28 protein-coding genes are annotated in these 23,008 nt (G+C 55.5%); 3 read left to right on the top strand and 25 right to left on the bottom strand.

From position 1 onward, the window contains the following. The 13 genes from nagZ to rpoE form a co-directional block, all read right to left on the bottom strand. Positions 1-611, bottom strand: a 611-nt coding sequence (nagZ, locus tag ACOYNV_RS11030; RefSeq protein ID WP_422899825.1) for a beta-N-acetylhexosaminidase, incomplete at its 3' end; no start/stop codon positions are given. A 3-nt stretch (positions 612-614) separates the two neighbouring features. Then, a complete protein-coding gene (gene acpS, locus ACOYNV_RS11025; protein ID WP_422899824.1) occupies positions 615-992 on the bottom strand; it encodes a holo-ACP synthase in 378 nt (125 codons plus the stop codon). Next, positions 989-1,771: a pyridoxine 5'-phosphate synthase gene (locus ACOYNV_RS11020; RefSeq protein ID WP_422899823.1), complete on the bottom strand. Its 783-nt coding sequence runs from the start codon at positions 1,769-1,771 to the stop codon at positions 989-991. Before ACOYNV_RS11020 ends, acpS begins: the two co-directional genes overlap by 4 nt. Then, complete coding sequence (gene recO / locus ACOYNV_RS11015; RefSeq protein WP_422899822.1) at positions 1,768-2,481, bottom strand: DNA repair protein RecO; 714 nt, start codon at positions 2,479-2,481, stop codon at positions 1,768-1,770. Before recO ends, ACOYNV_RS11020 begins: the two co-directional genes overlap by 4 nt. Before the next feature lie 23 nt (positions 2,482-2,504). Continuing rightward, positions 2,505-3,389, bottom strand: coding sequence for a GTPase Era (era, locus tag ACOYNV_RS11010; protein ID WP_422899821.1), 885 nt, complete (start codon positions 3,387-3,389; stop codon positions 2,505-2,507). Continuing rightward, positions 3,386-4,054: a ribonuclease III gene (gene rnc / locus ACOYNV_RS11005; protein ID WP_422899820.1), complete on the bottom strand. Its 669-nt coding sequence runs from the start codon at positions 4,052-4,054 to the stop codon at positions 3,386-3,388. The genes era and rnc overlap by 4 nt, the downstream gene beginning before the upstream one ends. Before the next feature lie 5 nt (positions 4,055-4,059). Beyond that, positions 4,060-4,416, bottom strand: a complete 357-nt coding sequence (locus ACOYNV_RS11000; protein WP_422899819.1) for a DUF4845 domain-containing protein — start codon at positions 4,414-4,416, stop codon at positions 4,060-4,062. A gap of 12 nt (positions 4,417-4,428) precedes the next feature. Then, on the bottom strand, positions 4,429-5,217 hold the full coding sequence (gene lepB, locus ACOYNV_RS10995) for a signal peptidase I (RefSeq protein ID WP_422899818.1): 789 nt from the start codon (positions 5,215-5,217) through the stop codon (positions 4,429-4,431). Between the two features lie 12 nt (positions 5,218-5,229). Then, positions 5,230-7,020, bottom strand: coding sequence for a translation elongation factor 4 (gene lepA / locus ACOYNV_RS10990; RefSeq protein ID WP_422899827.1), 1,791 nt, complete (start codon positions 7,018-7,020; stop codon positions 5,230-5,232). A 94-nt stretch (positions 7,021-7,114) separates the two neighbouring features. Beyond that, positions 7,115-7,357 carry a glutaredoxin family protein gene (locus tag ACOYNV_RS10985; RefSeq protein WP_422899817.1) on the bottom strand — a complete coding sequence of 81 codons (243 nt, stop codon included), beginning with the start codon at positions 7,355-7,357 and terminating at the stop codon, positions 7,115-7,117. Between the two features lies 1 nt (position 7,358). Continuing rightward, a complete protein-coding gene (locus ACOYNV_RS10980) occupies positions 7,359-8,810 on the bottom strand; it encodes a DegQ family serine endoprotease (RefSeq protein WP_422899816.1) in 1,452 nt (483 codons plus the stop codon). A gap of 70 nt (positions 8,811-8,880) precedes the next feature. Further along, positions 8,881-9,297 carry a SoxR reducing system RseC family protein gene (locus tag ACOYNV_RS10975; RefSeq protein WP_422899815.1) on the bottom strand — a complete coding sequence of 139 codons (417 nt, stop codon included), beginning with the start codon at positions 9,295-9,297 and terminating at the stop codon, positions 8,881-8,883. 67 nt (positions 9,298-9,364) lie between these two features. Further along, entirely contained in the window at positions 9,365-9,964 is a 600-nt protein-coding gene (gene rpoE, locus ACOYNV_RS10970) for an RNA polymerase sigma factor RpoE (RefSeq protein ID WP_422899814.1), read from the bottom strand. A 191-nt stretch (positions 9,965-10,155) separates the two neighbouring features. On the opposite strand from rpoE, the gene nadB reads away from it, so the two are divergent. After that, positions 10,156-11,739, top strand: a complete 1,584-nt coding sequence (gene nadB / locus ACOYNV_RS10965; protein WP_422899813.1) for an L-aspartate oxidase — start codon at positions 10,156-10,158, stop codon at positions 11,737-11,739. Here the strand turns inward: nadB and ACOYNV_RS10960 are convergent. From ACOYNV_RS10960 to ACOYNV_RS10920, 9 genes are all read right to left on the bottom strand, one after another. Next, entirely contained in the window at positions 11,711-12,145 is a 435-nt protein-coding gene (locus ACOYNV_RS10960) for a protein YgfX (RefSeq protein ID WP_422899812.1), read from the bottom strand. The genes nadB and ACOYNV_RS10960 overlap by 29 nt on opposite strands. A gap of 17 nt (positions 12,146-12,162) precedes the next feature. Next, entirely contained in the window at positions 12,163-13,401 is a 1,239-nt protein-coding gene (fabF, locus tag ACOYNV_RS10955) for a beta-ketoacyl-ACP synthase II (RefSeq protein ID WP_422899811.1), read from the bottom strand. A gap of 127 nt (positions 13,402-13,528) precedes the next feature. Next, on the bottom strand, positions 13,529-13,768 hold the full coding sequence (acpP, locus tag ACOYNV_RS10950) for an acyl carrier protein (protein WP_422899810.1): 240 nt from the start codon (positions 13,766-13,768) through the stop codon (positions 13,529-13,531). A gap of 118 nt (positions 13,769-13,886) precedes the next feature. After that, on the bottom strand, positions 13,887-14,630 hold the full coding sequence (fabG, locus tag ACOYNV_RS10945) for a 3-oxoacyl-ACP reductase FabG (RefSeq protein ID WP_422899809.1): 744 nt from the start codon (positions 14,628-14,630) through the stop codon (positions 13,887-13,889). A 3-nt stretch (positions 14,631-14,633) separates the two neighbouring features. Then, positions 14,634-15,572 carry an ACP S-malonyltransferase gene (gene fabD / locus ACOYNV_RS10940; RefSeq protein WP_422899808.1) on the bottom strand — a complete coding sequence of 313 codons (939 nt, stop codon included), beginning with the start codon at positions 15,570-15,572 and terminating at the stop codon, positions 14,634-14,636. A gap of 130 nt (positions 15,573-15,702) precedes the next feature. Continuing rightward, a complete protein-coding gene (locus ACOYNV_RS10935; RefSeq protein ID WP_422899807.1) occupies positions 15,703-16,662 on the bottom strand; it encodes a beta-ketoacyl-ACP synthase III in 960 nt (319 codons plus the stop codon). Position 16,663: 1 nt separating this feature from the next. Then, the gene (plsX, locus tag ACOYNV_RS10930) at positions 16,664-17,677 is read right to left on the bottom strand and encodes a phosphate acyltransferase PlsX (RefSeq protein WP_422899806.1); all 1,014 of its coding nucleotides are present in this window, start codon (positions 17,675-17,677) and stop codon (positions 16,664-16,666) included. Between the two features lie 69 nt (positions 17,678-17,746). Next, entirely contained in the window at positions 17,747-17,926 is a 180-nt protein-coding gene (gene rpmF, locus ACOYNV_RS10925; protein WP_422899805.1) for a 50S ribosomal protein L32, read from the bottom strand. A 24-nt stretch (positions 17,927-17,950) separates the two neighbouring features. Then, positions 17,951-18,442 carry a YceD family protein gene (locus ACOYNV_RS10920; RefSeq protein WP_422899804.1) on the bottom strand — a complete coding sequence of 164 codons (492 nt, stop codon included), beginning with the start codon at positions 18,440-18,442 and terminating at the stop codon, positions 17,951-17,953. Positions 18,443-18,559: 117 nt separating this feature from the next. Here ACOYNV_RS10920 and ACOYNV_RS10915 point away from each other — a divergent pair, with 117 nt between their 5' ends. Then, positions 18,560-19,144 carry a Maf family protein gene (locus ACOYNV_RS10915; protein WP_422899803.1) on the top strand — a complete coding sequence of 195 codons (585 nt, stop codon included), beginning with the start codon at positions 18,560-18,562 and terminating at the stop codon, positions 19,142-19,144. Between the two features lie 33 nt (positions 19,145-19,177). Further along, the gene (locus ACOYNV_RS10910) at positions 19,178-19,888 is read left to right on the top strand and encodes an SAM-dependent methyltransferase (RefSeq protein WP_422899802.1); all 711 of its coding nucleotides are present in this window, start codon (positions 19,178-19,180) and stop codon (positions 19,886-19,888) included. A 200-nt stretch (positions 19,889-20,088) separates the two neighbouring features. Here the strand turns inward: ACOYNV_RS10910 and ACOYNV_RS10905 are convergent, their stop codons facing one another. The 3 genes from ACOYNV_RS10905 to ACOYNV_RS10895 form a co-directional block, all read right to left on the bottom strand. Continuing rightward, entirely contained in the window at positions 20,089-21,036 is a 948-nt protein-coding gene (locus ACOYNV_RS10905) for a S49 family peptidase (RefSeq protein WP_422899826.1), read from the bottom strand. Positions 21,037-21,205: 169 nt separating this feature from the next. Continuing rightward, positions 21,206-21,862 carry an HAD-IA family hydrolase gene (locus tag ACOYNV_RS10900; protein ID WP_422899801.1) on the bottom strand — a complete coding sequence of 219 codons (657 nt, stop codon included), beginning with the start codon at positions 21,860-21,862 and terminating at the stop codon, positions 21,206-21,208. Beyond that, the gene (locus ACOYNV_RS10895; RefSeq protein ID WP_422899800.1) at positions 21,846-22,838 is read right to left on the bottom strand and encodes an RluA family pseudouridine synthase; all 993 of its coding nucleotides are present in this window, start codon (positions 22,836-22,838) and stop codon (positions 21,846-21,848) included. The genes ACOYNV_RS10900 and ACOYNV_RS10895 overlap by 17 nt, the downstream gene beginning before the upstream one ends. Positions 22,839-23,008 lie beyond the last annotated feature (170 nt).

Genomic DNA, 23,008 nt, shown 5'->3' with positions numbered 1-23,008 from the left:
ATATCGCTGGCCAGTTCGGCCAGGCTGCGCTGGTCGACCGGAATGGCGATATGCGAGTCGGCTTCGGCCCAGCCGTGGCCGGGGAAATGCTTGCCGCAGGCGGCCATGCCGGCACGGCGCAAACCGTCGATCAGGGCACCGGCGAGTTGCGCAACGACGGCCGGGTCGCCATGAAACGAACGGTCGCCAATCACGCCGCTGCGCCCCCAGTCGAGGTCGAGCACCGGCGTGAAGGACAGATCGACCCCGTTTAGCCGCAATTCGGCGGCCAGTACGAAACCGATATCATGCGCGGCAGCCAGCGCCTCCTGCGGGTTACGCTCCCATAGTTCGCCAAGGCGGCGCATTGGCGGCAGGCGGGTGAATCCCTCACGGCAGCGCTGCACCCTGCCCCCTTCATGGTCGATGGCGATGGGTAGCGGTGGCGAGCGTAGCTCATGGACGGCGGCAGTCAGCCGCGACAGTTGTTCGGGCGAATGGTAGTTGCGCCCAAACAGGATGAGGCCGCCGACCAGCGGGTGCGCAAGGCGTTCACGATCAAGGTCGGTCAGTTCCAGCCCGGCAATGTCGATCATCAGCGGACCATGCGGCAAATTTATCGGGGCAGTCATGGGTCAGGTATGTTCCAGAACGACGAAGGCCAGAGCGTAATCCTGTTCGTCGCTGATTGAAAGATGGGCGACCAGCCCGCGTTCTTTGAGAAGCTGCGCGAGTTTCGGGGCGTAATCGAAGGCTGGCTTGCCAAGCGCGTCGTGGATTACGGCAATATTGGGCAGCGTGGCGGGCATAGCGACGCCGATGCCGAGCGCCTTGCCGAAGGCTTCCTTGGCGGCAAAACGTTTGGCCAGAAAGCGCGCCGGGTCTTTGGCTTTTTCAAAGTCGGCGCGCTCGGCCGGCGCCAGCAGCTTATCCAGCGCCCGCTGGCCGTGACGCTCGTAAAGCTTGCCAAGCCGTGCCACGGCGACGATGTCGGTGCCGACCCCGGCAATCATTTGCTGCTGAATGGTGGCAAATTCGCTGGCAAATGCGCTTGCGCCTCTCGCATCAGGCGCTTCATTTCGCGTACCGCTTCGCGCAGGCCGACGAATATGGCGCGGCTGACGATAGCGTGACCAATGTGCAGTTCGCGGATGCCGACCAGCTTGGCAACCGGCTGCACGTTGAAATAGTTGAGCGCATGGCCGGCATTGAAGCGCATGCCGTGGCGGCGTATCGCTTCGCCGGCGATACGGATTTTTTCGAGTTCGGCCAGCACCGCCGGGCTTTCTGCGTCGCGCCCCTTGGTGTGAAAAGCGTGGGCGTAGGGGCCGGTGTGGATTTCGCAGACGCGGGCGCCGATGCGCGCCGCCGCCTCGATCTGCTCCAGTTCGGCGTCAATGAAGACGCTGCTGATGATGCCGGCGTCGGAAAGGCGGTCAATGGCCTGCTTGAGCTTGGCTTCCTGCGACACGATATCCAGACCGCCCTCGGTTGTTACCTCGTGGCGGCCTTCCGGCACCAGCATGGACATTTCCGGCTTCAGGCGGCAGGCGATTTTTACCATCTCGTCGGTTGCCGCCATTTCCAGGTTGAGTTTGATCTGGGTCAGCGTGCGCAGTTTTTCGACGTCGGCATCCTGTATGTGCCGACGATCTTCACGCAGGTGCACGGTGATGCCGTCTGCCCCGCCAAGATGTGCTTCAACGGCGGCCCAAACCGGCTCCGGTTCATAGGTTTTACGCGCCTGACGAATCGTCGCGACGTGGTCAATATTTACGCCTAGCTCGATCATAATTCCTGTAACTCCTTAAAAATCCTGCGTGTCTCCAGCCCCTTGCTGCCGGTGTAATGTGCAATCAGCGTGCGCATCAACTGCTTGGCTTCAAGCAGCGAACGCGGATCGGAAAAATCTTCGCGCGCCAGGTCAATCAGGGTCTTGCCGCTCACCGACAGGGCTGAACTGCCGGGCCGCTGGAGCCTGACCGGGCCGTGTTCGATCTCGTAGCTGTAGTGTCCGGAAGCGTCAATGGGCACTCCCTTGGCGTCGCTCTCAAGCGTCAACCCGTAACCCAATTCCTGCAGGAACGCCCGCTCGAAGCTGCGCAAATCCGCTTCCTGCAGCGGGCCGGCAAAGCGGAGCAAGGTTTGGGCATATACCGAGTACAGGCGCTCGTGGGCGTCTTCACGCGGCAACAAGTGCATCAATAGTTCGTTGAGGTAATAAGCGCAAAACAGCGCCTTGCCCGCCAGCAGGGGTTGTCCGCCCTGCCATTCGGCCTTCATCAGGGTCAGCACTTCGCCCTTGCCGGCCCACGCCAGTTCCAGCGGTTGAAAAGCCAGTAGCAGGCCGCGCAAGGCGGAACGTGGGCGACGCGCGCCGCGCGCCATCAAGGCAACACGACCGAAGTCGCGCGAGAAGACTTCGACAATCAGGCTGGTTTCCCGGTAGGGGTAGCTGTGCAGTACGAAAGCGGGCTGGCTATCGACTTTGTGCCGGTGCATCACATCAGCGCCCTGTCCGCGATTTACTCGTAGCCAAGACTCTTGAGCAAGCGCTCATCGTCGCTCCAGCCGGACTTGACCTTGACAAAGACTTCAAGGAATACCTTGCCGTCAAACAATTTCTCCATGTCCTGGCGCGCTTCCGAGGCGATCCGCTTCAAGGTTTCGCCGCCCTTGCCGATGATGATGCCCTTGTGCGCCTGGCGATCAACCACGATGGCCGCGCTGATGCGGCGCAACGGGCCATCAAGCTCGAATTTTTCTACCTCGACGGTCGCGGCGTAGGGCAATTCGTCACCAATCAGCCGGAAGAGCTTTTCGCGGATATATTCGGCGGCGAGAAACTTCTCGCTCTTGTCGGTGATCTCGTCTTCGCCGAACAGCAATTCATTGCTCGGCAGGTGTTTGCGTGTTTCAACAAGCAAGTCATCGAGTTGCCGGCCCTTGGCGGCGCTGACCGGAACGATGGCCGCGAAAGCATGTTGCGCTGCCAGATTGGCCAAAATGGGCAGGAGCTTGGTCTTGTCCTTCATCTGATCGGTCTTGTTCACCGCCAGAATGACCGGACGTTCAGTCGGTAGAAGTTTGATCACAGCGAGGTCCCGCTCGTCAAAACGGTCGGCTTCAACAACAAAAATAACGACATCGACTTCGGCCAGCGCCTGTGTCACGCCGCGATTCATTGCCCGGTTGAGTGCATTGGTGTGCTTGGTCTGAAACCCTGGAGTATCGACGAACACATACTGGGCATCAGGCCGGGTCAAAATGCCCATGATGCGATGACGGGTCGTCTGCGCCTTACGCGAAACAATGCTGATCTTCTCGCCGATCAGGCGGTTGAGCAGGGTTGATTTGCCGACGTTAGGACGGCCGACGATGGCGATATAGCCGGATTTCAGTTCAGTCATGGTTGTTGCATTCTTTCCAACGCGAGCTCAGCGGCCATTTGTTCAGCGGCGCGATGACTGCCGCCGTTGCCTTCAGTGCGAATGTGGAGGGCATCGATTTCGCAGGCAATTTTGAATTGCTGCGCGTGGGCTTCACCCTCGGTGCCGGTCAGTGAATACTTCGGAAGCGGCAGGCGTCTGCCTTGCAGGAGCTCCTGAAGGCGTGTCTTGGCATCCTTGATCGGTTGTCCAGGGACGATTGCCGTGAGCATGTCACCATACAGTCGCACGATGACGGCACTGGCGGCATCGAAACCGGCGTCCAGCCAGATGGCGCCAAACAAGGCCTCTAGTGCGTCGGCAAGGATTGACGGGCGTTGCGAACCGCCACTGCGCAGTTCGCCTTCACCGAGCCGCAGAAAATTCCCCAGTGCAAGCCGCTCCGCCAGTTTGCGTAGACTATCCTGGCGCACGAGATTGGCACGCAATCGCGTCAGATCACCCTCCGGCACGTCTGGGAAGCGATCAAAAAGTTGACGTGCGATAACACCATTGAGGATGGAGTCGCCAAGAAACTCAAGCCGCTCGTTATGCGGCGAACTGTGGCTGCGATGCGTAAGAGCGGTCAGCAGCAGGTTCGAATCCGAAAACTGGTGACCGATTGCCTGCTCAAGCCGATTGGTCATTCGACTCAATTTGCCCCTGATGAAGAACCCTGAAAGTCGATCAGCAGACTGACGTTGTAAAACAGGGGAATACGCTTTTCGTAAGCAAATGCGATAACCACACCATTCGCATCTTTCGAAATGTCCAGATCAGTACCTTTGATCGTTTTTATGGCGTTAATGTCGGCATATCGATCAAAGGCCGCACGAATCTGGGGAACGGTCTGATCTGACGAACCCGCTGAAATGGACTTGACACTTTTCAGAATCTTGAAGTAATCCAGATACTCGGGGGCAACCTTCATACCGAGGACCGCAACAAACACAATGACAAAGCCCCACAGCAACAAGCCCGTCATTGCCACACCACGCTGATTTTTCATAGCAAAACTCCCCTATTTAAACGAGCCAATCCGTTTCAGATCGCTAAAGTTGAACCAGATGAAAAATGCCTTGCCGACGATATTTTCTTCCGGAACAAACCCCCAATAGCGACTATCACGACTATTGTCGCGATTGTCGCCCATCATGAAATAATGACCGGCCGGCACCGTGCAAATCACGCCTGCGTTATTGTAGAGGCAATTATTGCGATTTTGAAAATGCGTGGCATCCGAAATGAAACCAGGCGCATCCTCATCGTTGAGCGTACGGTGCTCGATTCCCTCAGGATTTTCGATAAACTGTTTCGAGTAATAGAGCCGTTCCGGGTGAAGATAATCGTCCACTCTGCGGGTTTCAACCGGCTGCCCATTGATGGTCAAGCGCTTGTTCTGGTAAGCCACCTTGTCACCCGGGATGCCAACGACGCGCTTGATGTAGTCGAGCGACGGATCTTCCGGGTAGCGAAAGACCATGACATCGCCTCGCTGTGGATTGTTGATGCCAATGATTTTCTTGTTGATCACCGGCAGGCGAATCCCGTAGGTGAATTTATTGACAAGGATGAAATCGCCCACCTGAAGCGTCGGAATCATCGAGCCTGACGGAATCTTGAACGGTTCGACAATAAACGAGCGCAACACGAAAACGAGCAGGATCACCGGGAAGAAACTCGCGCCATATTCCACCCACCACGGATCCTTGGCATCTGGCGCCCGGCGTTTGCTGAAGACAAGAACATCCGCTGCCCAGATGGCACCACTGACCAGCAGCAGGCAGAACAGGATCAACGCAAAATTCACACTAAATCTCCCTTACTTTCCGACACGCAGCACAGCGAGAAACGCTTCCTGCGGGATTTCAACCGAACCCACCTGTTTCATGCGCTTCTTGCCGGCCTTTTGCTTTTCAAGCAGTTTTTTCTTGCGCGAAATATCACCACCGTAACACTTGGCAAGTACGTCCTTACGCATGGCCTTGACGTTTTCGCGCGCGATGATGTTTGAGCCGATAGCCGCCTGGATGGCTACGTCGTACATCTGGCGTGGGATCAATTCGCGCATCTTGGAGGCCAGTTCACGCCCCCGGTAGATCGCGTTGGCGCGATGCACGATCATCGACAAAGCATCGACTTTCTCGGTATTGATCAGTATGTCCAGTTTGACGACATCGGCGGCCCTGAATTCCTTGAAATCGTAGTCGAGTGAGGCATAGCCACGCGAGACGGATTTGAGTTTGTCGAAGAAATCCATGACCACTTCAGCCATCGGCATTTCATAGATCAACTGAACCTGACGTCCGTGGTAGGTCATGTCCACTTGATTGCCGCGCTTCTGGTTGCACAGTGTAATGACGTTGCCGAGATACTCCTGCGGAACAAAGACCGTAATGGTGATGATCGGCTCGCGGATCTCTTCGACTTTTGACTGTTCCGGCAGCTTTGCCGGATTCTCGACCTGCACGATGCTGCCATCGCGCATCAGGACTTGATAGACAACGGTCGGAGCCGTGGAAATCAGTTCCTGGTCAAATTCACGTTCCAGCCGCTCCTGCACGATTTCCATGTGCAGCAGGCCAAGAAAACCGCAGCGGAACCCGAAACCGAGTGCCTGCGAGACTTCCGGCTCATAGTGCAGCGACGCGTCATTCAGTTTGAGTTTCTCCAGAGACTCGCGCAGCGAATCATACTGGTTGGATTCGATGGGATAGAGTCCGGCAAACACCTGCGACTTGATTTCCTTGAAGCCAGGCAGCGCTTCCTTAGCTGGATTGTCGGCCAGTGTCACCGTATCGCCCACCTTGGCAGCTTGCAGTTCCTTGATGCCGGAAATGATGTACCCCACCTCGCCAGCGCACAAGGCCTCCCGTTGCAGGGCTTTCGGGGTGAACACCCCGACCTGCTCACAAAGATGGGTCGAATCGCTGGCCATCAGGCGAATCCTGTCCTTCGGGCGCAAGATTCCGTCGACCACGCGAACCAGCATGACCACGCCGACATAGTTGTCGAACCATGAATCAACCAGCAGCGCTTTGAATGGTGCATCGGGATCACCCTCCGGTGCAGGAATGCGCTCGATGATCGCTTCCAGAATATCTTCGACGCCCAGACCGGTCTTGGCCGAGGCCAGAATGGCATGAGAAGCATCGATGCCGATGACGTCTTCAATTTCCTGCCGTGCGACATCAGGCGTTGCTGAAGGAAGATCAATCTTGTTCAGTATAGGAAGAACGTCGACACCCAGTTCGATCGCCGTGTAGCAGTTAGCCACCGTCTGCGCTTCAACCCCTTGCGAGGCGTCGACGACCAGCAGCGCGCCTTCGCACGCAGAAAGGGAACGGGAAACTTCGTAGGAGAAATCGACGTGACCGGGTGTGTCGATCAGATTCAGGTTGTAAATCTTGCCGCTGCGCGACTTGTACTGCAAGGCCGCCGTCTGCGCCTTGATGGTGATGCCGCGCTCGCGTTCGATATCCATTGAATCAAGAACTTGCGCTTCCATTTCGCGGTCAGACAAGCCTCCGCAAAGATGGATGATGCGGTCGGCGAGTGTGGATTTGCCGTGATCGATGTGGGCGATAATTGAAAAATTGCGGATGTGTTGCATTTGCATCGTATTTGCATTGTCGCGGCAAGGCCGCGCCTGAAAAAAAAGGGTGCCGGCGGGCACCCTTTGTTCGATTGGCCAGAAGGCGCGGATTTTAGCGGATTTTGCTCAAATAATCACGGACTTTGGCGACTTCGAGGAAGTAGTGGCAGAGCTCGGCTTCACCGTGCATCAAGACCGGAACCAATTCATCGTAAAGCGCTTCAAGTTCCGGGTCGGCATCCACATCAAGAATCTCGACGTCGAACCCGAATTCGGTCGCCAGCGGAGGTAACGCCAGTTCCATTTCATGACAGAGATGGCAATAGGTCCGCGAGATCAGCGTCAACTTCTTCAAATCATTCAGCTTTCTTGTCGGGCATTCCCTTGATTGTGACAAAGGTTTGCAATTCGCCGCGCCTTACCAGCAGCGTAATATTGGCGGCCTTGTCAAACTGCGCCAGCAATTTGTTGAACTGATCGACACTTTTTATCTCTGTGCTCTGGCCTTGTGCGATTAGCGCCAGGATGATATCGCCGATGCGCAGATCGGCTCGGGCGACATTGCCTCGAATATCTTCGATCAGCAAACCGCCACTCACCTTCAGATCACGCTTTTGTTCGTTGCTTAGTTCCGTCACGACCAGACCAAGCCGATTGGCTGCCTGCTCCGCAGGTACAGTGCTTTTTCCGCTTCGGGCCATCGACTTTTCTTCAGGGGTTTCGCCGACAATGACATTCAGATCGCGTAAAGCACCCTTGCGCCACACCTGCATGGAAATTCTAGTCCCCGGCTTGGTCGTGCCAACGATGCGCGGCAAATCACTTGAACTGGTTACCGGCTTGCCATCAAACTTGAGAATTACGTCTCCCGGTTCGACACCCGCCTTTTCGGCAGGCCCTCCCCTTTCAACCGCATTGACGACGGCGCCTTGTGCTTTGCTTAAACCGAAGGATTCAGCCAGGTCCTTGGTGACTTCCTGAATTACAACGCCGATTCGACCCCGGCTGACCTTGCCGCTGACCTTCAATTGGCTTTGTATATCCATGGCCACGTCGATCGGGATGGCAAACGAGATGCCCATGAACCCGCCGGAACGACTATATATCTGTGAGTTGATCCCAACCACTTCGCCCTTCATGTTGAACAATGGACCACCGGAATTACCGGGATTGATCGCCACGTCGGTCTGCAGGAAAGGAACAAAGTTTTCCTGCGGCAATGAGCGCCCCTTGGCGCTGACGATGCCGGCCGTGACGCTGTTGTCAAAGCCGAAGGGAGAACCGATCGCTACCACCCACTCGCCAACCTTGAGGACATTCGGATCGCCCATGCGTACCACAGGCAAACCCGTTGCCACGATCTTGATCAGCGCAACATCCGTCCGCTTGTCGGCACCAATGACTTTGGCCTTGAATTCGCGCTTATCGGTCAGGCGAACGAGAATTTCATCTGCCGAATCAACCACGTGTGCATTGGTCAGGATATAGCCGTCGGCACTGATGATGAAACCGGAACCTAGCGAGCGACTCTCAAACTCGCGCGGAGAATTTGGCATACCTGGCACGCCAGGCATTCCCGGCTGGCGAGGGATGAAACGACGAAAGAAATCGTACATCGGATCGTCTTCATCAAACGGGAAAGGTTGCACACCCCGCCCGTTGCCACGTACCACCTGCGTCGTGCTGATATTTACGACGGCCGGCCCCTGCCTTTCAACAAGTTCGGTAAAGTCTGGCAAGGCTTTGTTCTGTGCCTGAGCCAGCAAAGAAAAAACCACAAAATAGAATGCCGTAACGATCTGCTTCATGGTGACAAATGCCTCCTGTGAGTCAGAAACAAATTAATTGATAATCGAGATAGGGACGAATGGGCACAAATCAATATCTGATATAGGGCTCAGAACGCTGATCGGGCGTGCCACGTCGTTGAGCATAGCGCAGAGACAACCACGCGCAAAGCAGGCCACTGAGCGAACCGATGATTGCGCCTGTTTCTCCGGCCAATGCAGATCCGCTCAACGCACCGAAAAATAACGCTACCAGCGGAAATCCGTAGGCGATGGCCGCGCTACGCCGGACAGCCCCTTCGGCAATCGCGATATTTACCCGGTCACCAATGGCCGAATTTCGAGGATTTAAAACACGGAAGGTACGTGGTGTGCTGCAGAACATCTTGCCGATGTTGTTTCCCCCACAACCGCCCTGCTCGTGGCAGCGACCGCAACCGGTTTCGTCCATACGTACAACTGCATACTCGCCATCGAGGGCAGTGATTGTTCCTGGTGCATCAATCATTGGTGATGCCTGATTCAGTTCGGCGCGAATGTCGTATCTTGCTGGATAGAAGAAACACTGACTCCGGCTACCACCGGTGATCCGGAGCGGTATCCAGCAAGGGTCTCAACTTTTCAGCCACGGCCTCACGAGCACGGAAAATGCGCGAACGCACCGTGCCGATCGGGCAGTTCATCTCCTCTGCAATTTCCTCATAGCTCAAGCCTTCAATCTCGCGCAGCACAATGGCGTTACGCAACTCTTCCGGCAAAGCTTCCATCGCGGCATTGACCGTTTGGCCAATCTGCTTGGACTGTAAAAGTCGCTCGGGTGTATTGATGTCGCGAAGCTGGTCAGCATCTTCAAAGGATTCTGCCTCGTCGGCATCAAAATCGGTTGAGGTGGGTGCGCGGCGCCCTTTTGCTACAAGATAGTTCTTGGCGGTATTGATGCCAATCCGGTACAGCCAGGTATAAAAGGCACTTTCGCCTCTAAAAGACGGCAGGGCGCGATAGGCTTTGATGAACGCCTCTTGTGCGACGTCCTCAACCTCCGCGTGGTCGCGTATGAAGCGTGACAGAAGCCGTCCAAGCTTGCGCTGATATTTTTCAACCAGCCGATCAAATGCCTGCTTGTCGCCTGCCTGTGCGCGCTCGACCAACTCCTGGTCAATTTCGCGTTCGTTCATGCTCTGTGAATTCCCTGTCGGATACGGTGTTGTGTTTTCGCCAGAGTATAACGCAACAGCACCCGGCGTAGCGATGGCGCATAAATTCATTTCTGCCAACTGTTGTTGTGACAATGGTTTATACAGGAACAGGGTCAATGCCATGGAGCGCTCATGCTATAGTGTCCGCCCTTTGTTTCAGGGCATGTAACGTGGCGCTTCGCTTCGATATTCTTATTATTGGCAGTGGCCTGGCCGGACAGTCAGCCGCGCTCCGGCTTGCACAAACCTGCAAGGTCGGCCTGATCAGCAAACGTGAACTGGAAGACAGCGCCTCCAGCTGGGCCCAAGGTGGTATTGCTGCCGTTCTGGACAGTCAGGATTCGATTGAAGCGCACATTCGCGACACCATCACTGCTGGTGCCTTTCTCAACGATCCCGAAGCCACTCGTTTCGTTATCGAAAACGGTCGTCGTGCAATCGATTGGCTCGTTGAACAGGGCGTTCCCTTTTCGCGTGACGAAGCTGGTTACCATTTAACCCGTGAAGGCGGTCACAGCGCCCGCCGAGTCATCCACGTTGCCGACGCAACCGGTCTGGCGGTACAGGAAATCCTGACGCGCAAGGTTCGCCAGAATCCTAACATTACCGTTCTTGAACGCCACATTGCCATTGATCTGATTACCGGGGATAAACTGGGACTTTCCAGCAAGCGCTGCTATGGCGCCTATGCGCTCGATCGCGACAGCGGTGAAGTATTGACCGTCGGCGCACCAAACACCCTGATTGCAACGGGAGGGGCAGGTAAGGTTTATCTTTATACGACGAATCCGGACACCTCTACCGGAGACGGCATAGCGATGGCCTGGCGTGCTGGCTGTGAAGTCGCCAACATGGAATTCATCCAGTTTCATCCGACCTGCCTGTACCACCCTCAGGCCAAGTCTTTCCTCATTTCTGAAGCGGTTCGCGGCGAAGGCGGCCTGCTGCTCCTGCCTGACGGCACACGTTTCATGCCGGAACACGATGTGCGCGCCGAACTCGCACCGCGCGATGTGGTTGCCAGGGCGATCGACTTTGAAATGAAAAAACGCGGCCTCGATTGCGTCTATCTCGATATTTCACACAAGCCGGCCAGTTTTCTTGGCGAGCACTTCCCGAATATCCTGTCACGCTGTCTCGAACTGGGTATCGACATTACCCGCCAACCGATCCCGGTGGTACCCGCCGCCCATTACACCTGTGGCGGAATTGTCACCGATCTGCAGGCGCGCACAACTATTCCGGGGCTTTATGCCGCGGGAGAAGCCTCCTGCACCGGGCTGCATGGCGCCAACCGGCTGGCCAGCAATTCGCTGCTCGAATGCCTGGTCTTTGCTGAGGCGGCAGCCAATGACATCCTCGCGCAGCCGCCCGTCAATGTCCCTGAACTCCCCGAATGGGATGCCAGTCGAGTGACTGACCCCGATGAGGAAATTGTCATTGCGCACAACTGGGATGAACTGCGTCGCTTCATGTGGGATTACGTCGGCATTGTGCGAACCACCAAGCGCCTGCAGCGCGCACAGCACCGCATTCGTCTCCTGTCCAGGGAAATCGACGAGTTTTATTCAAATTTCCGGGTCAGTCACGATCTGATCGAACTGCGCAATCTGGTAGTGACGGCAGACTTGATCGTTCGTTGTGCCTTGCAACGCAAGGAAAGCCGAGGGTTACACTTCAGCCGCGATTACCCGGAGATGCTCCCGAAAGCCAGGAATACACTGCTTAGAAGGCCGTCCCAGCGTGTTCGTTAGGCTCTGCGTGCCAGCGCAACCAGAGGCGAAGTAGCCGAAACTGTTCGGCAGACATCGTGTCGGGTAGCAACGAAAGGCGGCTAACCCGCTTCTCTTCGCCAATGCGCAGCCTCAATACGATCAATCGGATAAACACCGTGCTGTCCGGAAGTGCCGTAACCGCAACGCGACTACCGTCAGCCAGCAAACAATCCAGCCTGTCACGCGCGCCAATGCGCAAGCCAACTATTCTGCCGGGACGCATGGCGTGCCATAGGGATAAGCCTATGAGCACCAGCAGAACCGCACGCAGCGGCAACACCCATGGCAACGCAATGACGCAACCAGCAGCAAGCGTGTGAAAAAGGACGAGCAAGAGAGAAAGAAGATGCGAGCGGTGCAGTTCAATCGAAACAGGGAACTGCACGGCTCGGACCGGATCGACTAGACCCGCTTGATGACAACGGTTCCGTTAGTGCCACCGAAACCGAAGGAGTTGGAAATAGCGACGTCGATCTTCATCTGGCGAGCCTCATTCGCGCAATAATCAAGATCACAGGATTCATCCTGGTTGAAGATATTGATGGTTGGCGGCGATACCTGATGGTAAATCGCCAGCGTCGAAAAAACGGCCTCAATGCCACCGGCAGCACCAAGCAGGTGGCCGGTCATCGACTTGGTTGAATTAACAACCAATTGCTTGGCGTGGTCGCCAAAGGCGCGCTTGACCGCAACCGTTTCTGCCTTGTCGCCGAGCGGCGTCGAGGTGCCGTGTGCATTGAGATAGTGCACGTCCTGCGGATTGAGTCGAGCATTCCGCAGCGCGTTGGTCATGCAGCGAGCGGCGCCTTCCCCGTCTTCACAGGGGGCGGTCATGTGATGCGCATCTGCACTCATGCCAAAGCCGGCCAGTTCGCCATAAATTCGGGCACCCCGCGCCTTGGCGTGCTCATACTCTTCGAGCACAACCACGCCGGCTCCCTCGCCCAGCACGAAACCATCGCGATCCTTGTCCCACGGACGGCTTGCCGTCTTTGGGTCATCGTTGCGCGTCGAAAGTGCGCGTGCAGCGCAGAATCCACCGAGCCCGAGAGCGGAAACGGTACACTCGGCACCGCCAGCGATCATGATGTCGGCGTCACCGTATTCGATAAGACGACCTGCATCGCCAATACTGTGCGTTCCGGTCGAGCAGGCGCTGACCAGGGCGACGTTTGGCCCCTTGTAGCCGTACAGGATCGACAGATTGCCCGAGATCATGTTGATGATCGAGCCGGGAACAAAGAAGGGGGAAATTTTCCGCACACCGGAAGCGACGAATTCGTCGCGGGTGTTTTCAATCATCGGCAAACCACCGATACCGGAACCAATCGAAACACCGATGCGTTCGGCATTGGCCGGATGCGCCTCAAGTCCTGCGTCCTTGATCGCCTGAATACCCGCCGCCATGCCGTAATGGATAAAATAATCCATGCGCCGTGCATCTTTCGCCGAGAGGTAATGAGTAATATCGAAATCCCTGACTTCACCGGCAATCTGCACCGGGAATGTAGAAACATCGAAACGAGTGATCCGGTCGATCCCGGAGCGTCCGGCAAGAATGTTCTGCCAGGCTTGTTCGACGGTATTGCCGACCGGAGAAACAATTCCGAGGCCAGTGATGACGACTCTGCGACGTGTCAAATTCTTCTCCGGGGATAAACAGGGAAAATGAACGGGGGAATAAATGCTGAGTTAGGGTGCTGCACTTCGGAACAAGGCGCTGCTTGGCAGTACCAGGACCGCCACGCAGACTTGTTCCGCAGAAGGATTACTTCTTGTTGTGGTTCAGGATGTAATCAATGGCTTGCTGAACGTTGGTGATCTTTTCGGCTTCATCATCCGGAATCTCGCATTCGAACTCTTCTTCGAGTGCCATGACCAGTTCGACCGTATCCAGCGAATCCGCGCCGAGATCGTCAACGAACGATGATTCGTTCTTGATGTCCGCTTCATTAACGCCGAGTTGTTCAGCGACAATTTTCCTGACGCGCTGTTCGATATTTTCCATCTAAGTGCTCCTTCTAGGGTTCATGTATGAAACAAAACCGCGCTATTCTACCAAAACGAGCGGCTCTTACCAACTAAACAGGCGAACCGGTCTGTAACGCCTGCTGGCCTTGCGGACCTTAACCCATGTACATGCCGCCATTTACATGAATGGTTGTGCCTGTAATGTACGCGGCAGCCGGCGAGGCCAGAAATCCGACCGCCGCCGCCACATCTTCCGGCGTGCCCAGTCTGCCAAGTGGCACATTGGCGATCAAGGCCGCACGTTGTTTTTCTTCCAGCGCTTTGGTCATGCTGGTATCGATAAACCCTGGTGCGACACAGTTGACGGTGATGTTGCGGCTGCCCAACTCACGTGCCATCGAACGTGACAAGCCGGTAACACCTGCTTTTGAGGCGCAGTAGTTAGCTTGCCCGGCGTTTCCGGCATGACCCACCACCGAGGAAAGATTGATGATACGACCGGCCCGTGCCTTCATCATGCCGCGAATTACTGCGCGTGACAGACGAAACACGGACTTGAGATTGGTTTCAATGACCATATCCCATTCATCGTCCTTCATGCGCATGGCAAGATTATCCCGGGTAATACCGGCGTTATTGACCAGCACATAAACGCCGCCGAATTCCTTATCGACCAAATCGATAACGGCTTCAACCTGAACTGTATCGCGCACATCCATGACAATGCCACGCCCCTGCGCGCCAGCCTCAGCCAGGGCAGCGTTGATGCGTTTAGCGCCATCTTCATTAATGTCCGTACCAATAACCGTTGCCCCCTGACGAACAAGTTCGAGAACAACAGCAGCACCGATACCTTGTGCAGCACCAGTGACAAGAGCAACTTGACCTTTTAGCACCATGAATTACTCCATACTAAGGTTGGCTTCGATTGAAGCGAGATCGGCTAGTGCTACACCATTAATGCCATCTGCACAGCGTTTCGTGAGACCGGCCAACACTTTGCCCGGACCGCACTCGGCCACCGTCGTCACGTCCATGGTTGCAATTTTCTGCACCGTTTCAACCCAGCGCACCGGTGAGAAAGCTTGTCGAATCAAGGCATCCTTGATTCTTGCCGGATCGAATTCGATAGCCACATCCACATTATTGACTACCGGGATCTTCGGCACGGCAAAGTTCAGTTCTGCCAAGCGGATTCGGAGTTTGTCGGCTGCCGGTCGAATCAACGAGGAGTGGAATGGCGCAGATACAGGCAGAATTATGGCCCTCTTGGCGCCTCGAGCCTTGCAGATTTCGCAGGCGCGTTCAACAGCGGCCTTGCTGCCGGCAATGACGGTTTGTCCGGGCGCGTTGAAATTAACTGGTTCCGCGACTTCTCCGTTACCCACTTCACTAGCGGCTTCGGCACAGGCTTCACGAATCTTGTCGTCTGAGAGGTTCATGATGGCCGCCATTGCTCCGGTACCAACCGGCACAGCTTCCTGCATCGCAGCAGCACGTAATCGAACCAGCGGAACAGCGTCCTTGAACTCAATGACGCCGGCGGCGACCAGTGCTGAATACTCTCCCAGGCTATGCCCGGCAACGACGGCTGGCAACTTGCCGCCTTTGTCGAGCCACAGGCGATAGGCGGCTATCCCGGAGGTCAACATGACCGGCTGCGTATTGACCGTTTGCGCCAGCGCTTCAGCCGGACCATCGGACAGCAACTGCCAGAGATCTTGTCCAAGCGTTGCCGAAGCCTCGTCAAATGTCGCGCGAACCACTGCCGCATCGCCGTAAGCGGCCATCATGCCGACCGACTGGGAACCCTGACCGGGGAAAACAAAAGCAAATGCCATAGAAAATCCTTTAGCGTAAAAGTTGCGCCAGCGACTCTCGAACCTCCCCTCGCCCTCTGGGAGAGGGGTCGGGGGTGAGGGAAATGGGCATGACTTTCATAATTTGGGGCGCCTTATAAAGCCATGCCCGTTAGAACTCGAGCAACACGGCGCCCCAGGTAAATCCGCCACCCACGCCTTCAAGCAGGACTTTGTGTCCACGCTGAATACGTCCATCGCGAACCGCCACATCCAGCGCCAGCGGTATCGATGCGGCAGAGGTGTTGCCGTGATGATCAACCGTCACAATGACTTTGTCCATGCCAAGCCCCATCTTCTTGGCAGTCGATTCGATGATGCGGATGTTGGCCTGGTGCGGGATCAACCAGTCTATTTCGGCAGAAGTAACGCCGGCGACTTCACAGCACTCCTGCGCCACATCGGCCAGCACACGGACGGCAAACTTGAATACGGCCTTACCGTCCATACGCAGAAAGGGGTCGCCGATTACTTTGCCGCCACACACACTGCCGGGCACTGACAGGATGCCGTGGTGCGAACCATCGGCATGGGCTGCGGTTGCCAATATGCCTGGTTTTTCCGAGGCTTCCAGAACGACTGCGCCAGCGCCATCGCCAAACAGTACGCAGGTGGTGCGATCATCCCAATCAAGAATTCGTGAAAACACCTCGGCGCCGACAACCAGAGCCTTCTTGTGGCTGCCAGAACGAATGAACTTCTCGGCAACACTCAGGGCGAAGATAAAACCGCTACAGACGGCCTGGACATCGAAGGCCATGGCACCATGATTGCCGAGTTTTGCTTGCAACAGGCAAGCGGTACTTGGAAAGATGAAATCCGGGGTCGAGGTCGCAACGATGATCAGATCAACATCGCTGGCTTCAATTCCCGCAGCAGCCAGCGCCCGGGTGCTGGCTTCAAGCGCCAGATCACTTGACGTGCAGTTCGCGGCAGCAAGGTGGCGCGCCCTGATTCCAGTGCGACTGAAGATCCACTCGTCATTGGTTTCGACCCCGCGTTGAATGAGATCGTCGTTTTTTACGGGCTGTCCAGGCAGAAAACTGCCGACGCCGGCGATGCGGGCAAACATGCTATGCACTCTCCTGCAAAGGTTGTTGCATTGCGACACGTTCGGTGATGCGTGCCAGCACCCCGGTTCTGGCTTCTTCTGCAGCGCGATCAAGGGCGTTGGCAAAGGAAAATACGTCGGCCGAACCATGACTCTTGACGACGATTCCCTTCAGACCAAGCAGGGTGGCGCCGTTGTAACGCCGGTGGTCGACATGCTTCTTGAAATTTCTCAACACCGGCATGGCGATCAAAGCCACGAGTTTGGTCAGCAAATTGCGTCTGAATTCCTGACGCAGAAAATTGGCCAGCATCTGTGCCAGACCTTCCGATGCCTTGAGCGCGACATTGCCGACAAAGCCATCGCAAACGACGACCTCGGCCTCTCCCTTGTAGATTCCGTCTCCCTCGATATTACCTACAAAATTGAGACCTGATTCCTTGAGCAGTTCCGCCGCTCGCTTGACGACATCGTTACCCTTGATATCTTCAGCGCCGATATTGAGAATGCCGACCGTTGGCCGATCCTTGTGCTCGATGGCCGAGACTAGCGAAGCGCCCATGATGCCGAATTGCAACAGGTGCTCGGGGCTGCAATCGACATTGGCGCCAAGGTCGAGCACATGCGTGTGGCCTTTAGCGGTAGGAAGAATGGCGCAGATCGCTGGGCGATCAATACCTGGAAGCATCTTGAGCACAAAGCGGGAAATGGCCATCAAGGCGCCGGTATTGCCGGCAGAGACGCAGGCATCAGCCTCACCTAGCTTGACGAGGTTGATGGCGACCCGCATCGAGGAATCCTTCTTGACGCGTAGCGCCAGCGCCGGTCCCTCGTCCATGGCCACGACTTCGCTTGCGTGACGGACAGAAATACGGTTATCGCCAGCGTTCGCCAGAAATGGGCGAATCTTCTCTTCAAGGCCAACAAGAATGACGCGCACGTCATCATGTCTCTGGACAAAATCATGAGCGGCGCGCACGGTTACGACGGGACCGAAGTCCCCGCCCATGCAGTCGATGGCGACAGTAACAGTCATCCGAAAAAAGGCAAAAGAAAAGGCAGGCAATTCCCCATGACGGGAATATGCCTGCCCAATCCAGAAACCTTATTCGCCTGTACCCTTGGCGACCTTCTTGCCACGGTAATAGCCGGACGGGCTGATGTGGTGGCGCAGATGAACTTCACCGGTCGTCGGCTCAACGGCCAGCGGCGGGTTGGTCAGAAAATCGTGAGCACGATGCATGCCGCGCTTGGATGTGGATTTCTTGTTCTGTTGAACGGCCATAAATTACTCCAGATATCAAATTCACTATGCCTTGCCCCTAAAACCGTTGAGCACGGAAAAGGGGGATATTTTCCCCGTTCCCTGCCCTGTGTCAGGCAAAGCACAACTTTCGTGACGCGGCGCCGAGGGCAGATAGAGAATAATCTCGTCTTCGATCAACGCAACAACATCGAGTTCACTTTGCACAGGAAGGAAATCCTTTGAATCATCTTCAATCTCCTCCTGCGTCAAATCTTCTTCGTCATCGACGAATTCCAGCACGCTGCGCACGGCGAGCGGATAGTCGATTCCCTCAAGGCAGCGCTGGCAACAAACAGACAACAACCCGTCTAACTGCAACAGCAACTGTGGCCTGTTACGCGGACTAATCCTGCCCACAACCCGATAACTCAAACTACCTGCCGAATCGACAAGTTTATCGAGTACTCGAGCCAAGCTTGCAACAGGCAATTCACCTTGCAGCGAACGTTCTTCCCGCGCAAACGCCAAGCTGTTAATAACTATCCGTTGCGACATAAGGGGCGCATGATATTATTTTTGGCATTCGAAGTCAAAGCAGCAGCGCAACTATTTGGTTGTTTTCCAATATTTGAATATTCCCGCGAATTGGCGGAATTTACCCACTTTCTCTAAATGATCAGCCCACAAATTGTTCTAGCCTCGACTTCTCCATTCCGCCGCGAACTGCTTGCCCGGCTTGGTATGCCGTTTGAAACGGCCGACCCTGCAACAGACGAAACAGCGCTGCACGGCGAGATGCCTGAGGCAACCGCATTGCGGCTATCCGAAGCCAAGGCGCGTGCAGTCGCTAGCCAATACCCTGAGGCGTTGATTATTGGCAGCGACCAGATTGCCTGCCTGGACGGACAGGTTTTTGGCAAGCCGGGTAACCATGAAAATGCGGTAAAGCAGTTAAGAATGATGCGTGGACGTACCGTCAATTTCTATACCGGCTTGTGCTTGCTCAACGCCAGCACCGGCAAAGCTCACCTGCGCGGCGTGCCAACACTGGTCACTTTCCGCAACCTGACGGACGATCAGATCGAAAATTACCTGCGCAAAGAGCAACCTTATAACTGTGCTGGAAGTGCCAAATCGGAAGGCCTTGGAATCGCCGTGATCGCCAGAATGGAAGGGGAAGATCCGAACGCCCTGATCGGGTTGCCGCTGATTGCGCTCTGTGATTTGCTGAAAATTGAAAATATTTCATCAATATAAACAATAACTTGTAAAGTTTAATTAAAGTGATGCATGAATAAAGGAAGACTCTTTTTAATCCCGGTCCCACTCGGCCTGACCGCGACCGATTCCGTTTTGCCGCAGCCGGTAATTGATCGCGCCAGGCACTTGAAGCATTTTGTTGCGGAGAACGCCAAGTCGGCCCGAGCCTTTCTCAAGTCACTCCCTTCCGCTACGCCATTGCAACAAATCGAGATCAGCGAACTCAACGAACATACATCACCCGCTGCACTGCCCGAATTACTGGCGCCACTGCTTGCTGGATTTGATGTTGGTTTGATTTCCGAGGCCGGTTGCCCGGCCGTGGCCGATCCTGGCGCCAATCTGGTGGCCTTGGCGCATGTTGAGGGAATTCAGGTTCTTCCGATGATCGGTCCTTCGTCGATCCTCCTCGCCTTGATGGGCTCGGGGCTGTCAGGACAGAACTTCGCCTTTCATGGCTACCTGCCAGCAAAAGATGATCAACGGAAAATAAGACTTCGGGAACTGGAAAAAGACTCGCGTCAGGAAAAAAGGACGCAGATTTTCATCGAAACGCCCTACCGGAATCGGCAGATGCTAGAAACGCTGATCAATGCCTGCGCCCCGAATACCAGGATCTGCGTCGCCACCGATCTTACGCTGAGCAGCGAGTGCATCATGACGCGTACACCTGCTGAATGGCGTCGCCAGGAGGGGCCGAACATCGATCGCCGGCCGACGGTTTTCTTGCTTCAGGCCTGAAGGTCTGACAGCAATGGCAAGAAAGCAGTTGGCGAGCGAGGTGCGAGCAACCACCTCTGGAAGCCTTGCCATTAGGCGTTCTACGCAGTAGCTTTCCCTAGAGCCAGTAAACACGCCACTCTTCATGCGCATGGCTTGTAGATCGTTTATCCATGCGGTCTGCAGGGCGGATACTTACCTACCCTCAAGCAAACAAAATCTTAGCGAAGCACTGCCCGGTCGCTACCGAACAAGCGGAATGCCATGCTTTGACCCATTTCTGCTCCAAGACGTTTGGCAAAACGCTCGGCGATATTCTCCTTGACCGAGTAATCGAGAATGGTTTCAGCCTTGATCAAGTCTCTGGCCACCGAATCCACCGTTCCGAAATCATCGGCAAGCCCCATCCTGATGCTTTGACTGCCGGTCCACATCAATCCGGAGAACATTTCTGGAGTTTCCTTAAGCCGACCCCCACGACCCTTGCGAACGACATCAATAAACTGCCTGTGAATCTCGCCAAGCAAAACCTGAGCATGTTCTTTCTGCTTTGCGTCCTGCGGTGAGAAAGGATCGAGGAAGCCCTTGTTCATTCCAGCCGTCAGCAAACGTCGCTCAACGCCGAACTTCTCCATGGTTCCGGTGAAACCGAATCCGTCCATCAATACACCGATGGAACCGAGAATACTGGCCTTGTCGACAAAAATCTTGTCAGCGGCAGAAGCGATGTAGTACCCGCCGGAAGCGCACAAATCCTCAACCACGACATAGAGCGGAATCTCCGGATACTTGGTCCGCAAGCGACGGATTTCGTCAAAGACGATTCCGGATTGCACTGGACTGCCGCCCGGACTGTTGATGCGCATGATGATGCCGGCCGTTCCCTTGTCTTCAAAAGCAGACTGCAGTGCGCCATTGATTTTTTCTGCACTGGCGTCACCGGTGACTTCAATCGTTCCGCGCAGGTTGATCAGCGCCGTGTGCTTGCCGTCGACTATCTTTTCAGTGCCACCCCAATCAACCACGAGAACCAGCACGGCAACCAGATAAGACAGGACGGCAAGCTTGAAGAAAATACCCCAGCGCCGTTTCGCCCGTTGTTCCTTCAGCGCTGCAAAAGCAATCTTCTCCAGCAGTTGGCGTTCCCATTGCGGGTTGTTCTCAGGCATTTCCACGATATTTTCTCAGTTTGGGTGTATTAAAAAGCGCATGACTGGCAGCGGATTCAGTGCTTACCCGTTACGATTCTGGCAAGGCGAAGAATATTAACCGCGCTCTGTGAATCGCGCTGGTCAAGTATAGCTTGGAATCATCAATTGCTCGCTATCCAGACAGTCATCAGGCATGTTCACGTAGCCATTTGGCCAACGCTTTGATGTCGTGCACACACGCCAGCGGACTCATGGCAGCAAGTGAGTTGGCCGGATGCGCACCATAGTCAACGGCCAGGCCGGCCACGCCGGCGTTGATTGCCATCTGCAGATCGTGGGTTGTGTCACCAATCATCAGCGTCCGTTCTGGCGACACTGAGAATTCAGCCATCAGTTCTTCCAGCATCTGCGGATGCGGCTTGGAGAAACACTCATCAGCACAGCGAGTCGCTGAAAAATAGGCGCCCAGACCACAATGCAGCATGGCTCGATCCAGCCCCATACGGCTTTTCCCGGTCGCCACTGCCAGCAGAAAGCCTGCTGAATGGAGTTCGACAATCAGTTCGCAAGCTCCCTCAAACATCTGCAATTCATGGTCACGTGACAGATAGTGGTGCCGGTAGCGCTCGACCATTTGCGGAAATCGATCCTCGGAAAGATCCGGGGCCGAATGACGCAAAGCGTCGGCCAGACCGAGACCGATCACATAACGCGCATGCTCGTCCGACGGCTCGGGCAGATCAAGATCCCGGCATGCGGCCTGGACCGCATCGACAATCGCCCCGGTCGAATCGAGCAGTGTGCCATCCCAATCAAAAACCAGAAGGTCAAATTTTTTGGCCATAATCTTGCGTTTCTTTTATTGAAAGTTTTTGTAAGAATGATTCAAGCGCTTCGGGCAAAGGCGCTTCAAGTGCCATGGATTCTCCGCTGATCGGATGTGGTAACTGCATTTTCCAGGCGTGCAGGAACATGCGTTTGAGACCCGCCTTCGGCAGTGCCTTGTTCAGAGAAAAATCTCCATATTTCTCATCTCCGGCAATCGGGAAACCAAGATGTGCAAGATGAACGCGAATCTGGTGCGTTCGCCCCGACTTGAGCTCGGCTTCCAGCAAACTGAATTGCTCCCAGCGGGCGACCAGTCGAAAGACGGTATGCGCTGTTTTGCCTTCATCCGAAACACGGACACGCCGCTCACCCGAATCAAGCAAATACTTGAGCAGAGGCAACTTGACATTACGCACCTGATCCATCCAGCGCCCCTTGACCAGTGCCAGATAGCGCTTGTCGGCCCCGCGCCCACTGCCAGCGATCCCGCCGTCGCGGAACATGTCGTGCAACGCAATCAATGCCGTGCGTTTCTTGCCGACCAGCAGAATACCCGAGGTTTCTCGGTCAAGCCGGTGCGCCAGCTCAAGAAAGCGGGCTTGCGGTCGCTGTCGCCGTAGCGCCTCGATTACCCCGAAACTGACGCCACTGCCGCCATGCACGGCAATCCCCGAAGGCTTGTCCACGACCAGCATGGCTTCGTCTTCATACATGATCGGCAGTTCGGCCTTGATCTCCGCGCCAGCGACGATTTCTTCCTGTCGTTGAGCGATGCGAATCGGCGGTATGCGCAGGACATCGCCGATCTGCAGGCGATAGCAGGCATCTGCACGCTTGCTATTAACCCGGATTTCACCGCTGCGAACGATGCGGTAGACGTGACTCTTCGGCACACCTTTGCAGATTTTCAGGAGGAAGTTATCAAGGCGCTGCCCTTGCTCGTCCTCGGAAATAATGGCCTGTGTGACGGAATTTTTGCTTACTTCGGCCATATTGAATACAATGATCTTGATTTGCGTCTCGGATTGAAAGAGGCGCTGACCCGTGAGACCGTCGAGCGGCGCCGATTCTTTTTGTAGTTGCGACTCACTTTCCGGCAGGCATCAGCCGCCTCGCTTGCACAGACCAGTGCAAGATCAAACAGTGCAAATCACCTGGTTAA

Origin of the sequence: Propionivibrio sp. (assembly GCF_049316945.1) — a bacterium.
Classification (GTDB): domain Bacteria; phylum Pseudomonadota; class Gammaproteobacteria; order Burkholderiales; family Rhodocyclaceae; genus Propionivibrio.
Note: the sequence above shows the minus strand (reverse complement) of the source record. Positions and strands in the feature narration are given on the sequence as shown.

Coding starts and splice junctions, on each gene's coding strand:
- rpmF (WP_422899805.1), bottom strand. CDS start 17,926: ATGGCCGTTCAACAGAACAAGAAATCCACATCCAAGCGCGGCATGCAT.
- ACOYNV_RS10935 (WP_422899807.1), bottom strand. CDS start 16,662: ATGTTTGCCCGCATCGCCGGCGTCGGCAGTTTTCTGCCTGGACAGCCC.
- ACOYNV_RS11020 (WP_422899823.1), bottom strand. CDS start 1,771: ATGATCGAGCTAGGCGTAAATATTGACCACGTCGCGACGATTCGTCAG.
- ACOYNV_RS10920 (WP_422899804.1), bottom strand. CDS start 18,442: ATGTCGCAACGGATAGTTATTAACAGCTTGGCGTTTGCGCGGGAAGAA.
- fabD (WP_422899808.1), bottom strand. CDS start 15,572: ATGGCATTTGCTTTTGTTTTCCCCGGTCAGGGTTCCCAGTCGGTCGGC.
- ACOYNV_RS10910 (WP_422899802.1), top strand. CDS start 19,178: ATGAATAAAGGAAGACTCTTTTTAATCCCGGTCCCACTCGGCCTGACC.
- ACOYNV_RS11000 (WP_422899819.1), bottom strand. CDS start 4,416: ATGAAAAATCAGCGTGGTGTGGCAATGACGGGCTTGTTGCTGTGGGGC.
- rpoE (WP_422899814.1), bottom strand. CDS start 9,964: ATGAACGAACGCGAAATTGACCAGGAGTTGGTCGAGCGCGCACAGGCA.
- acpP (WP_422899810.1), bottom strand. CDS start 13,768: ATGGAAAATATCGAACAGCGCGTCAGGAAAATTGTCGCTGAACAACTC.
- lepA (WP_422899827.1), bottom strand. CDS start 7,020: ATGCAACACATCCGCAATTTTTCAATTATCGCCCACATCGATCACGGC.
- ACOYNV_RS10905 (WP_422899826.1), bottom strand. CDS start 21,036: ATGCCTGAGAACAACCCGCAATGGGAACGCCAACTGCTGGAGAAGATT.
- ACOYNV_RS10975 (WP_422899815.1), bottom strand. CDS start 9,297: ATGATTGATGCACCAGGAACAATCACTGCCCTCGATGGCGAGTATGCA.
- ACOYNV_RS10915 (WP_422899803.1), top strand. CDS start 18,560: ATGATCAGCCCACAAATTGTTCTAGCCTCGACTTCTCCATTCCGCCGC.
- plsX (WP_422899806.1), bottom strand. CDS start 17,677: ATGACTGTTACTGTCGCCATCGACTGCATGGGCGGGGACTTCGGTCCC.
- ACOYNV_RS10895 (WP_422899800.1), bottom strand. CDS start 22,838: ATGGCCGAAGTAAGCAAAAATTCCGTCACACAGGCCATTATTTCCGAG.
- acpS (WP_422899824.1), bottom strand. CDS start 992: ATGATTGCCGGGGTCGGCACCGACATCGTCGCCGTGGCACGGCTTGGC.
- ACOYNV_RS10900 (WP_422899801.1), bottom strand. CDS start 21,862: ATGGCCAAAAAATTTGACCTTCTGGTTTTTGATTGGGATGGCACACTG.
- ACOYNV_RS10980 (WP_422899816.1), bottom strand. CDS start 8,810: ATGAAGCAGATCGTTACGGCATTCTATTTTGTGGTTTTTTCTTTGCTG.
- rnc (WP_422899820.1), bottom strand. CDS start 4,054: ATGACCAATCGGCTTGAGCAGGCAATCGGTCACCAGTTTTCGGATTCG.
- recO (WP_422899822.1), bottom strand. CDS start 2,481: ATGCACCGGCACAAAGTCGATAGCCAGCCCGCTTTCGTACTGCACAGC.
- fabG (WP_422899809.1), bottom strand. CDS start 14,630: ATGGTGCTAAAAGGTCAAGTTGCTCTTGTCACTGGTGCTGCACAAGGT.
- era (WP_422899821.1), bottom strand. CDS start 3,389: ATGACTGAACTGAAATCCGGCTATATCGCCATCGTCGGCCGTCCTAAC.